Raw genomic sequence first — 12,211 nt, 5'->3', positions numbered from 1 at the left:
AAAAGCAGGCCGATCCTTCACGCTGTGTAAGCTGAGGAACGGCCTGCTTCTTTATTAGGCTTGCGCCTAGCTCTCGCTTTCCAGCGCCGCCAGCAGCCGGGCGTACATCGGCGTGAGCGCCCGCAGCGCGGCGGCCGCCGCGGCGTCGTCGCCGGTGACCAGCGGGTGCTGTATCGAGCCGATGAGCATCGCTTGCTCGGCTGCGATCCGCGAGGCTTCGGCGTATCCGACGCGCGCCAGGCAGGTCGCCGCATCCGCGGCGCGGCGAGCGCCGACCCGGACCGCGAAGTGAATCAAGTGGCTGCGCAGCTCTCTGTCACAGCCGCTCTCGATGAGCGTCGCGAGCCCTTCGGCGGCTTCGCCGTTGCCAAGGGTGCCCGGCGGCATGTTGTGACCGCCTTCCATCGATAGCCAGCGGATCGCGGCGGGGATTGACGCCCTGATGGCATCTGCCTCGGACACTTCCGCGAGCCGGGCGAAGCCGGTACGCATCGTGTACGGCTTGCCGTAGCTGAGCGTCTCGGCTCGCCAGGCTGTCATGAAGTCGCTCAGCGGCAGCGAAGCGTACGGGTAGCCCTGCGGATCGTGCATAAGCACGCGCTCGTCGTTCACGTCGAGGACGACGACGTAATGGTCGGCGCCGATCGGCCCAGTCATGCCCGGTTGATGCCGCAGATGCCCCATCTCTAGCGGACCGATCCACACCGGACCGTCCGACAGGGACGCCTTGAGGCGGGCGAGTGCCGCGTCGGCGTCGCCGCCTTTGGCAACCGTGGACGTCCAGCCCAGGGCGGTCAGCGCGTCGTCGAAGCCTGCCTCGGGGTCCCAGCCGTACGGATCGAAGAACGGCAGCGTGCCGCCGATCAGCTGCATCCCGAACGGGCTGCCGGTTGCGAACTCGATCACGGCCGGAGAGGGCGCGGCCGCGCCGAACATCATCGCAAAGGAATTCGCGTAGCAGTACGGGCCGGAGCCCGTGTAGGTAACGAGCGCAAGCGCCTTTTGATTAACCATCGTGAGATCCTTGCCTCCTTTGGATAGTTGCGGCCAATGCCGTCGCTTGACGGGCAGAGAGCTTAAGGCTTCACCGGGATGTACAAATCGATTTGGGTTTGTTCATCTTCCGGCCCGGCAAACCGTTCGTCGTATACTTCGAGGTCCATGCCTTGCGACGGCTCCAGACTGTGCAGGGGCAGCCACTTGCTGTAAATTAACTCCATTGTCTCTCCAAGGCGGCTCAGACTGCCGGTGTGTGTAAACACGGCATAGGTCTGTTCCGGCACCGTGAAGTTCATCATGCCGTTCGGCATGTGCTCTCCCGTCGTCTCATAGCCGGCAATATACGAGAAATCTCCGTTCGAACCGGGGATGCAGACGCCATACGAGACGTCCGGCTGTAATTTTCCCTGAATCTCATCCTCCCGCGGTACGAATCGGTCCCACAATTGGGGAATGCCGCCTTCGCTGCTTTTGTTGTTCCACTCCATCCCGACAACGGTAAAAGCAGCTTTCTTCACCAGCTTCGGTTCCATGTTCGTTCCTCCCGTAATGGAAATATAGTCGACCATGCGCTGAACCGCAGCCAGAAGCTTTTGTTGTCGCTCAATTTCGTCACGAATGCTGTCGGCGTGCTCCAAGAGGATCGGCTTCAACTTTTCGGCATCCCCCAGCGTCCCGTTGTTTCAGCTCGCGTATGATCTCGATGCCGAGCCCCATAGAGCGCAGAAACAAAATTCGGCGCAGCTCGTGCAGCTGCTCGGGCGAATAGAAGCGATATTGGTTTTCCTCGCCGACTTTAACGGGTGTGAACAAGCCGACGGCATCATAGTGTCTGAGCGTTTTGGCGGACACGTTAAAAATGCGCGCCAATTGCCCGACGGTAAGCATGGCGGATTCTCCTTTCGCATCGGTCTGATTCAATCCTACAAGATTGCCGCAGGGGAAAGGTCAAGATCTTTGTTCATATTGTCCGGAATGATAAAGGATACGGTAGTCCCTTCGTTCGGCTTGCTGCGAATAGACAAGCCTTGACCGTACAATTGGGTCAAGCGGCGATTCGTATTGGAAAGTCCGATTCCGCGTCTGCTTTTGGCCACCGGATTCAACAGCTGCTTGACCTTGTCCGGCTCCATACCCTTGCCGTCATCCGCGACTTCAACATGGATGAACCCGTCCCATACGAGTGATCCGGGCCATTCGTTAGCTGGCTGCTCCAATCTCCCGGAACCTGAATCGGGCGAAGTTCATCTTCCGCCAAAGCTGCGTCCCGGTGATAAGCTAATTTTCCGGGGTAGAACTGCCACTCGCCATCCAAGCAGATGGTCGGGGATTGATCCAAGTCCACACCGCGCAAATCGAGCACGCCATGGGCGGGTCGGGGGTGCTCCAAGGTGGGGGAAATTTCGGTCCAGGTCCAGCGCAGGCCGAGAAGAATGCCGAGAAATAATATAATGGTCGCTATATACTTAGGCGTGGTGTTATTTTTCATTCGCATCATACGAAGAAGTTCGACGGAACTGCGCTTATTCCTTTTTAATACGACCGATGAAGTGTGCCCTCAGTATCAGGAAATGTATAATAAAGGAGAGAATGATACGATGAAGGGGGTTGTTTTAGATGAAGGGCATAGGAATCGAACAATATGGCGATGTCAACGAATTGCGAACCATTGAATTGCCGACAAAGCAGCTTGGACCCGATGATTTGTTGGTTAGCATTCAGGCGAGCGGTGTGAATCCGGTAGATTGGAAGGTGCGGGAGGGTAAGCTGAAGCGAGACTTCGCGTTTGAGCTCCCTCTGATTTTGGGATGGGATGCGGCAGGAACAGTCATAGCTGCGGGAATCAACGTACAAGATTTCCGTGTCGGGGACAATGTGTTTTTCCGCCCGTTGTTCGATCGTTTCGGGACTTACGCAGATGAAATCACAGTTCCTGCCTCTATCGTATCGAAGATGCCCAAGGGGACATCATATATTGAAGCCGCATCTCTCCCGTTGGCCGGTCTCACGGCTCTGCAGGCGATCGAGGAGGTCGGACAGGTCGGGCCGGAAACCCGTGTCCTGATTTTGGCGGGCAGCGGAGGCGTCGGGTCCCTTGCCATCCAAATAGCGAAAGCGAGGGGCGCATATGTAGCGGCAACGACCAGCACGCGAAATGCTAAGTTTGTACGTGAATTGGGAGCGGATGAAGTGTTGACCTATGACACGGAGAACATCCATTCTTCGGTACAGTTTGACTTTTTGTTTGATACCATAGGCGGCTCCGCTTATGGAGATGCCCTGAATTGGATGAAGCCGGGCGGGGTCGTGGCTACGATTATCAGCAGCAGAGATGCCATACGTCCGGATGTTGCCGACGCTCTCGAACAAGACCTGCACCTTCGGACGGAATTTGTGTTTACCCGGCCGGAAGGGAAAAATGTGAATCGACTTCGTGAACTTGTGGAGGAAGGGAAAGTGAAGCCTCTCATCTCGGAAGTCTATCCGATGACCGTAGATGGAGTAAGGAAAGCCCATCTTTCCAGTCAGACCGGCCGGACGCGCGGCAAGATAGTATTAAGTCGAGAATTTTCCCAGTGACGATTGTGCTGATTTGCAGCGGTCGGCTAATCGGAACATACTGATCCTCTTCCCCGGCCATCGTATGCTTCTCGAAATTTTTAAACAAGCCAAACGGTGCCGGCTTCTTCAGAAGTCCGATCTGATTTCACAAGTTTACAGTTGCAAGAAACCGGCATCGCGTCCTCGAATAAAGGGCGCGATGCCGGCTTTTAAACTTAATGGCCAAACTCCTTATTGAACATTTTATCGTGAGCCGGATTCACGTCCGGGCCTACCGCGTTGATGCTCGTTACCATAATATGCTTCCCGTCTAGAGATCCGAAGGCTCTCGATTCAAATCCGTAAGTACCGCCGGCGTGCCCCCAATAGGACTGCCCGTCCGGTGTTTTTCCTTCATAAATCCCTAGTCCAAATTTACCTAAAGGCGAATCTACTGTTGTGGTCATCTGCTTCATCATCTCTTGATTTAGAAGCTTTCCGCCCAACAACGCACTAAAGAAGGTGGTCAAGTCTTTGACTGATGAAACCATATCTCCGGCTGCATTTGCCCATGATTGATTGATTTCTGTTAAATCATACAAACGACCCGATCTGTCCAGATTGTATCCTGTAGCATGGTTGCCCGGAATATCGTGACTACTTTCCATTACGAATGTCTCTGTCATCCCGAGCGGTTCGATGAACCGTTTCCGGATCTGCTCCGCGTACGTATCCCCGGTTGCCTTCTGAATAATTTGACCGGCCAGCACGGTATTGGTGTTGGAATAGTTCCAGCCCTCCCCTGGCGCATATACAGGCGGCTTTGCAAGTGCCAAGCCGATAAGCTCGTCAACGGTATAGTAACGGAATGGATTTTGAGGAATGGTAATATCTCGCATGTCATTATCTGTATAGGACGCAATCCCGCTAGTATGGTTCAATAACTGACGAATCGTTATTTTGTTGCCGTCATACCCATTGCCCTTTACGACTCCCGGCAGCCATTTTTCGACCGTATCGTCCAGATTCAATTGTTTCTCCTCAGCCAACTGCAATACAACGGCAGCGGTAAACGTCTTCGTGATGCTTCCAATACGGAATGAAAAATCCGGCTGCACCGGGCTTGGTACTTCGTAGCTGGCTGTACCTGTAGCGTAGGACCAGCGTTCCCCATCCTTGAGCCCGCCAGCGATGACACTTGGAACTCTTTTGATGGTTACGACCTCATCCATGACGCGTTTGACATCTTCCCGATGCTTGCTTTTCTTCTCCTTCTCCGTGAGTTCTTTTTTGGGTTCTATTGCGAATTCCGACGCTAAAATATCGTTGATATGCTTCTCTGCATCGCTCAACACATTGATGTTTATCGAGATGACATGTTGACCGTCTTCCGTTCCTCCTGCAAAGTTGGTAAATCCGGGAATACCTCCACCATGCCCCCATACGATGGTGCCGTCCGGCAGCTTTGTTCCGTGTAGGCCAAGTCCGTACCTTCCCAATGGGGAGTCGGCTGTGCTGGTCAGCATTTCCTTCTGCATCTCCGGTGTCAACAGCTTTCCGCCCAATAAGGCGCGGAAAAACGTCGTCATATCTTCTCCTGTCGAGATCATTTCCCCGGCAGCGTTAGTAAACGATGGATTAAGCACAGTAATATCTACTAATTTATCTCCAGTGTTCAGGTAGCCGCGGGCATTTTTTTTCGGAATATCCGTCGAGCTGCCGGGGAGGAACGTATCTTTAAGTTTAAGCGGTTCAATAATTCGTTTCTTAATCTGCTCGGCATAGGTTTCCCCGGTGACCTTCTGGATAATGAGCCCCATAATAACCGTATTCGTGTTCGAATATTGCCAACCCGTTACCGGCTTTAACCCCAAGCTGCGGGCAATTAACTGTTCGGCTGAATAACTTTCGCCCGGATTTGCGAGCAAATTCGTCTTGAATTCCGGAGTCAAGTAGTCCGGGATTCCGCTTGTATGATTCAATAATTGACGAATCTTAATGTTATTGCCGTCGAACCCATTGCCCTTTACGAGTCCCGGCAGCCATTTCTCCACCGTATCGTCGAGACTTAGCTTCTTCTCGCCGGCAAGCTGCAAGGCAACCGTAGCGACAAACGACTTCGATGTACTTCCGATACGGAAAGTGGAGTCGGCGTCCACCTTATGGTTCTTTTCGATATTCGCTTCGCCGGAAGCATAGGACCAGCTCGCATCCCCTTTCTTCACGGTAACGATAACACCTGGAATATTATCGGTATTGGCGGCTTTATCGATAGCTTGTTGGGTTGGCGTCTTAACCGCCGCTTGTGCTACGTGTACCGCGTGTGCCGCGTGTAGAGAGCCATAAGCAGGGAATACCAGCGTACCCGCCAATATGGCTGTTAATGTAAGTGCAGTCCCTTTTTGAAGGATGAATGATTTCATAACGTATCGCTCCTATTATTTTGGAATGTTGTGTTGCTTCACCCCCTAACCTTATCTCCGAGGTTGTTAAATGGGACAGTGACGAAACCGCCAAGCTTCTAAATGACGTCGCACTTGGCCTGTCACATTTACCGTATGACAAACTGTCAACTATCTCATGTGACGTGTTTGCTACGGCCAAATTCTAAACATTCCCTCCCCTCTGTCGCTTGACGAATCGGGAAGATATGGTGCATGATAGGTCTGAATTATCCAGAATTATTCTTACTTAATAAAAAAGCAAGCAGGTGTACATGATCCGTGTTATCCATACTAAGGAAATGGTTTTGGTATGATTGGGTGGTTTTTGCTATACGGACGTTTTGGCTGGCCATTATCGTCATCTCTGACTTCGTCAATCCGTCACTGATCATTGTACCGCTATGGATTGTATTGATGTTTGCTCTCTTGGTTTATGTCATTCCGCTAATCGTTCACTATCGGAAAAGAAGCTGGTATTTGGCAGTCGAAGTTCTGGCGGCCGGCTTCTTCCATCTTTATTTAGCGTATGCAGCGCCCAACTTGTTGTGGTCTTTCGTTTTGTTCGCGATGATGATCGGCTTGGCCAGCAGTCGGCGAACGTACGTGTGGACGGGTATCCCTTGCGGCGTCGTTTTTCCGGCTTTGAACGGCTGGTTCGCCGATCGTCCCCCATACGAGTCGATGTTTAGCTGCAGCTTTGGTTTCGCCATCGGCTTCGCGTTTAGTATATTAATTCAGTCCCATAAGCAGGCCCAAATCATTCAAGAGCAGAAGCAATTGCTGGAGCGGCACATTACACAAATCGAGGAGCTTACGCTGATGGAGGAGCGCAATCGGCTGTCACACGAGCTGCATGACACGATTGGCCATGCGCTGACCTCGCTGATCGTCGGCGTTGAATCACTCCGCTCATCCGTACCCGCTGGACAGATCGAACGGATCGATTCCCTTATCGGCATCGCACAGCGCAGTCTAAATGATATCCGAAATGATCTACACCAGCTCTCTCAAGGTTCGTTGAGTTATTCGTTAAGTGAATCACTGCTGCAATTAACCAAAGAGTTTATGAAGTCTACAGGGGTAACGGTCAACTTCCGTGTGATCGGCAACGAGGCTCTCGTGATGCAGAAAATGAACTTTTGTTTATATCGCTCCCTGCAAGAATCTCTCACCAACGCGGTTCGCCACGGTCAAGCGAGCGCGGTATCCGTTCAGCTGTATTTCGATAATCAGCAGCTCCGGTTACAAATCGAAGACAACGGCATCGGCACGGAATCCATCCGGTTCGGATTCGGTCTAAATGGGATAAAGGAGCGGCTTGAGCAACTTCACGGCACGCTGTCCGTGCATTCCCAGTTAGGGCAAGGAACCGTCGTCATATGTACTATTCCTTTACAGGCAGAGCCTCTGCATGGCAATATCCGCCTGCTGATTGTTGACGATCAAGCGATCATTGCCGACAGCTTGCAGCATATTTTAGGGCAGCATGCTGACTTTATCGTCGTCGGTACGGCCGGGGATGGGCACGAGGCATTGGAACATTGCGAGCGATCCCGGCCGGATATCGTGCTCATGGATATTCGGATGCAGGGGATGAACGGTCTTGAAGCCTTGCTTGAGATGAAACAACGCTGGCCTGACATGAAGGTTGTGCTCATGACGACATTTGAGGATTCCATACAGGCAGCAACCGCACTGGAGCACGGGGCGGAAGGCTATATGCTGAAGTCGATTCATCCGCGGGAGATGACGGAAGCCTTAAAGCTCATCTATAGCGGAGGAACGTGGATCGATCGGTCGATCGCCACACGAGTATTCGAAGAGATGAAGCGTCAACGTGAGCAGTTGGAGAAGTACAGCCCGCAGCAAGAAAGCTATCCGCACGGGCTGACCAAACGGGAGATGGAGATTTTACAGCATCTATCAAGCGGACTGCGCTACAAGTCCATCGCCGCCAAGCTGTTTTTATCGGAGGGGACGGTGCGCAACTATTGCTCGACTCTCTACTCGAAGCTTGGTGTCAGCAACCGTGAAGAAGCGGTTGAACTGGCACGGGTGGAGAGCATCGTATAATGGATCGGGATATACAAAAGAGCGGAAGCCGTCGCAATAGCGACGGCTCTGAGCTTGTTGAGAAAGTGGTCAGACGGGATTATAGAGGTAACGAAGGGGTGGGGTATCTACTTCCGACCGCTACTTCACCCCGCAAAGTGAAGTTGAATCAGGGAAGCTTAGTCCGAGTACTTTGCGGGGACCCCGGGTCCTCGGGAAATTTGATTGGAAGCCGCTTAATAGCGGACATTTCCCGAAGACAAAGGCGGCCGCTATCGCTTCTCCAGTAGATACCCCACCTCCGTATGTTTCTCTATTCTTGTCAAAACCACTTTATCAACAGCCTGAGCCGTCGCATTAGCGACGGCTCTTTTAATAGTACACCCGGAGATAGGCCAGCCTCTTGTGCAGGGGAGTCCGTGCTAGAACGGACTCATGCCGAGCGTGTTCAGTTTCTCGCCGGTAATATCGACGCCCATTTTGGTCGTAATGTCGCGATAATGACCGACCCGGCGGCCGATTCGATGATCCGTTTCGTCTTTATTGCCCTCCAGGCTGCCGTTGATGATCATGATCGTAATCCCGAAGCCCGGCGGGGTCAGCCCTTTGGCCGTTTCCTCCGCCGAAGGCGTGCAATTGCCGACCATGACATCGTGGGCCGACGGTTTCGGCGGCTGCGGTGTCATCCAGAACAGGATCGCGGTCATAAAGCCCAATTTCCCGTCGCTCGTGATGAGCTCCGGCTGCTGGAGCAGCGTGTTTTTATTGCCGTAGATAATGCCGCTGAACAAGCCGTAGTTATAGTTCCAGCTCAGTGGATCGGCCCTCGTCCATGATACGATTTGCCCGCAACCGGCGGATAATTGGCATGGGTCTGCACATAACCGATGTTGGTGCTGTTGATGTACGCCACTTCCTCGTTCCAGAACAGGCCCCAACGAAGCTCGCCGCCGGGAGCCATCGCCCAGCCTCCGCCCGTTTCATGCGCAATATTGGCAAGGAAGGCCGCCAGCTCGCGCTTGCGGTTCACGGCAGAGCCTTCTTTAAGAAACGAACCGAAATCAACGGTTTTGGAGACGATCGGAACCGTCAAGTTCCACGAAGCGTTGAAATCGGCATTTTGGTAGATGAGTGTTTCTGTCTTCGCCGCCTTGTCCAAGCGGAATATACGGTGGTTCCATGCCGCTCCCTGCCGGTATTCGAGCTTGTACTTGATATTCGCCACCTCGGATACGGCGGCAATCAGGTTGCTGTACGAATAATAGTCTCCTTGCCCCGGCTTGTAATACGGCTTGGAAGCGGCGAAGGTATGCCACTCCGGCGAATCGATGCGGATCGGGAACAGCGCCTCGTACTCGGCCTGCGGCAGCGCGCTCTGCACGGCGGCAACGGCATTGGCCGGCGAATACTGCGGATCGATGCCGCCCCAGATCGACGCAATCTGCGAATCGGTCAGAACGCGGCTTTGGCCGACGTTCAAATCGCCCAGCGACGTCTTTACTTTGAGGCTTGCGCTTGCCGTCGTGTTGTTGGCGCCATCCCTCGCTGCAACGGAATACGTATATTCGGTATCCTGCTGCAAGCCTGTGTCGGTGTAGGTCAATGTGGAGGCGTTGGTTGAGGAGCCGACCTTCGTCCCGTTGCGGTAAATATCGTAGCCGGCTACAGCGATGTGTCCGTAGCCGCAGTCCAAGTCAGCGTGATCGTGTCCGCGGTCTGCCCCGTCGATGCAAGATTCGTCGGCGCCGTCGGCGGGGTAGCATCGTCGCTGCCGCCTATGTCCGGCCCAACCAGCTGCCACGGCGAGCTTGACGGGTCGCCCGTGCCCGGCGTGTCGCCCTGCGTCCACCATTTGGCCCGGTATATATTGCCGTTGTAGCTGACCTCATTGCCGGACACGTACACTTGGGTGACGACCCAAGGCGAGGCGGCTAAGGCGGCTTGCTGCCTGGCATTGGCGGAAGCGATAGTTGTAACCGGTTCCAGAGGTGCGAGCGCCAACAGGGCGGACAGAGCGGCGACGCTTACTCGTACTGCCTTCTTGCGGGTGAGCTTAGGGTCCATAATTAACCTCCTATTGCGATTGGATTAATTTCACTTTCCAGTATAGTAAATCCAAAATCTATTATATATATAATTTACTATTTATCATAAAGATTCCCTTAAGCGTCTGGCTTCGTTGACAAGCACGATCACCCTTCACACTTCAAGCGACGATTTGATAGAATCAACATGTAGTTTGCTTTAGTAAATCTTGAATAGAGAGTTCATGGATTCACGCATAGTTGGCCTTCTTTGAAAAATTTTTTTGGGATGTGTCGATTTGGCAGAGATTCGTTCGTCGTGTAAGTAGAGGCCGAATTCGGAGCGCCTAACCTGGTCTCCGAGACAAAAAAAGGAGGAATCCCCATGAGATTCATGATGATTGTAAAGGCAACGAAAGACTCCGAGGCGGGTGTCATGCCGAGCCAGGAGCTTGTTGACGCCATGATGAAGTATAACGAGGAATTGGTGAAGGCCGGCGTGCTGCTAGCCGCCGAAGGACTTCACGCCAGCTCGAACGGGATTCGCATTTCGTACCCGGAGCCCGGCGGCAAGCCGAAGATCGTCGACGGCCCGTTCACCGAGTCGAAGGAGCTGATCGCCGGATTCACGCTCATCGAGGTGAAATCGAGGGAAGAGGCGATAGAGTGGGCGATGCGTATGCCGGACCCGCACGGCAAGGGCGAAGGGGTCATTGAGCTGCGCCAGGTGATCGAGACGACGGAGTTGACGCAGGACCCGGATAACCTGGCTTTGCATGCCATGATCCGGGAGCAAGGGAAGCCGGAGAAATCGTGAAGCCGTCCTCGATCCATCGTACGATCGATGCTATTTGGAGAATCGAATCGGCCAAAATCATCGCGGGCCTCGCACGAATCGTGCGGGATGTCGGGGTGGCTGAGGATCTCGCGCAGGATGCGCTTGTCGTTGCGCTTGAAAAGTGGCCGGAGACGGGAATACCGGACAACCCGGGCGCTTGGCTTATGACGACCGCGAAGCGCCGGGCGTTGGATTTGCTGCGCAGGACGCAATTGCTCGGACGCAAATACGAGCAGCTTGGCCGCGAGCTGGAGTCCCAGCACGAAGATGACTTCGATGCGGTTATGGACGGCGATGTCAGCGACGATCTGTTGCGCTTGATCTTCACGACCTGCCATCCGGTGCTTTCGTCCGAGGCGCGCGTGGCGCTTACGCTGCGGCTGCTGGGAGGGCTGACCACCGAGGAAATCGCGCGCGCGTTCTTCGTTCCGGAGGCAACCGTCGCCCAGCGGATCGTCCGGGCCAAGCGAACCCTCGCAGCCGCGCGCGTGCCCTTCGAGGTGCCTGAGAGAACCGAGCTTAAGGCCCGTCTCCAGTCGGTGTACGAGGTCCTTTATCTCATGTTCAACGAGGGCTATTCCGCCACTTCCGGGGAGAATTGGATCCGCCCGGTGCTCTGCGAGGAGGCGCTGCGTCTCGGACGCATTCTCGCGGAGATCGTCCCCGCGGAATCGGAGGCTCACGGGCTGGTCGCGCTTATGGAAATTCAGTCTTCGCGGCTGAAGACGCGGGTGAGCCCGACGGGAGAGCCGATCCTCCTCATGGATCAAAACCGGGCGCTGTGGGATCATCTCCTGATCCGCCGCGGTCTTGCCGCCTTGCAGCGCGCCGAACGGATCGGCGGGATGCTTGGCCCGTACGCGCTGCAAGCCTCGATTGCGGCGTGTCATGCGCGGGCCCGCACGCCGGAGGAGACCGACTGGGTGCGTATCGCAGCGCTGTATGAAGCGCTGTCGCAGGTAGCGCCGTCCCCTGTCGTCGAGCTGAACCGCGCCGTATCGCTCGCAATGGCGTTTGGCCCGGAGGTGGGCCTGGAGATCGTCGATGCGCTGGCCTCGGAACCGTCGTTGAAAGGCTACCACCTTCTGCCGAGCGTTCGCGGCGATTTCTTGTTCAAGCTGGGCCGGTTCAAGGAAGCCTGCGAGGAGTTCAAGCGTGCCGCATCGCTGACCAATAACGCACAAGAGCGGGCATTGCTTCTGGGGCGCGCCTCCGAGTGCGTCTCGGGCCCGGAGGAAGGCCATATATAGAGAGATGCGCCCTACGTTTAAAAAATATTTTACGACCATGTCGATTTCGTCGATTTCCGATCG

Annotated in this window: 10 protein-coding genes and 1 pseudogene; 4 read left to right on the top strand and 7 right to left on the bottom strand. The window is 54.4% G+C overall.

Annotation, left to right across the window (positions count from 1 at the left end):
* Positions 1 to 66: 66 nt before the first annotated feature.
* From PEH01S_RS04655 to PEH01S_RS04640, 4 genes are all read right to left on the bottom strand, one after another.
* On the bottom strand, positions 67 to 1,014 hold the full coding sequence (locus PEH01S_RS04655; RefSeq protein ID WP_025845817.1) for a hypothetical protein: 948 nt from the start codon (positions 1,012 to 1,014) through the stop codon (positions 67 to 69).
* 62 nt (positions 1,015 to 1,076) lie between these two features.
* Entirely contained in the window at positions 1,077 to 1,652 is a 576-nt protein-coding gene (locus PEH01S_RS04650; RefSeq protein WP_127484114.1) for a GyrI-like domain-containing protein, read from the bottom strand.
* Positions 1,612 to 1,887 (bottom strand): MerR family transcriptional regulator, encoded by a 276-nt coding sequence (locus PEH01S_RS04645; protein ID WP_127484113.1) that lies wholly within the window; start codon positions 1,885 to 1,887, stop codon positions 1,612 to 1,614. The genes PEH01S_RS04650 and PEH01S_RS04645 overlap by 41 nt, the downstream gene beginning before the upstream one ends.
* A 35-nt stretch (positions 1,888 to 1,922) precedes the next feature.
* On the bottom strand, positions 1,923 to 2,216 hold the full coding sequence (locus PEH01S_RS04640; protein ID WP_246062791.1) for a sensor histidine kinase: 294 nt from the start codon (positions 2,214 to 2,216) through the stop codon (positions 1,923 to 1,925).
* A gap of 400 nt (positions 2,217 to 2,616) precedes the next feature.
* Between PEH01S_RS04640 and PEH01S_RS04635 the strand changes: the two genes are divergently transcribed.
* Positions 2,617 to 3,579 (top strand): NADP-dependent oxidoreductase, encoded by a 963-nt coding sequence (locus PEH01S_RS04635; RefSeq protein WP_127484112.1) that lies wholly within the window; start codon positions 2,617 to 2,619, stop codon positions 3,577 to 3,579.
* 197 nt (positions 3,580 to 3,776) lie between these two features.
* Here PEH01S_RS04635 and PEH01S_RS04630 read toward each other — a convergent pair whose 3' ends face one another.
* Positions 3,777 to 5,963, bottom strand: a complete 2,187-nt coding sequence (locus PEH01S_RS04630) for a serine hydrolase domain-containing protein (protein WP_025845811.1) — start codon at positions 5,961 to 5,963, stop codon at positions 3,777 to 3,779.
* Positions 5,964 to 6,263: 300 nt separating this feature from the next.
* On the opposite strand from PEH01S_RS04630, the gene PEH01S_RS04625 reads away from it, so the two are divergent.
* On the top strand, positions 6,264 to 8,057 hold the full coding sequence (locus tag PEH01S_RS04625) for a helix-turn-helix transcriptional regulator (protein WP_025845809.1): 1,794 nt from the start codon (positions 6,264 to 6,266) through the stop codon (positions 8,055 to 8,057).
* 401 nt (positions 8,058 to 8,458) lie between these two features.
* Here the strand turns inward: PEH01S_RS04625 and PEH01S_RS35310 are convergent.
* Positions 8,459 to 9,066, bottom strand: a pseudogene (locus tag PEH01S_RS35310) (chitinase).
* 632 nt (positions 9,067 to 9,698) lie between these two features.
* Positions 9,699 to 10,100, bottom strand: coding sequence for a carbohydrate-binding protein (locus tag PEH01S_RS35305; RefSeq protein WP_127484111.1), 402 nt, complete (start codon positions 10,098 to 10,100; stop codon positions 9,699 to 9,701).
* A 345-nt stretch (positions 10,101 to 10,445) separates the two neighbouring features.
* Here PEH01S_RS35305 and PEH01S_RS04610 point away from each other — a divergent pair, with 345 nt between their 5' ends.
* Complete coding sequence (locus PEH01S_RS04610; protein WP_127484110.1) at positions 10,446 to 10,877, top strand: YciI family protein; 432 nt, start codon at positions 10,446 to 10,448, stop codon at positions 10,875 to 10,877.
* Positions 10,874 to 12,148, top strand: coding sequence for an RNA polymerase sigma factor (locus tag PEH01S_RS04605; protein ID WP_127484109.1), 1,275 nt, complete (start codon positions 10,874 to 10,876; stop codon positions 12,146 to 12,148). The genes PEH01S_RS04610 and PEH01S_RS04605 overlap by 4 nt, the downstream gene beginning before the upstream one ends.
* Positions 12,149 to 12,211 lie beyond the last annotated feature (63 nt).

The sequence above is a fragment of the Paenibacillus ehimensis NBRC 15659 genome, assembly GCF_004000785.1.
Lineage (GTDB): Bacteria > Bacillota > Bacilli > Paenibacillales > NBRC-103111 > Paenibacillus_G > Paenibacillus_G ehimensis.
This window is presented reverse-complemented; position numbering and strand designations above follow the sequence as displayed.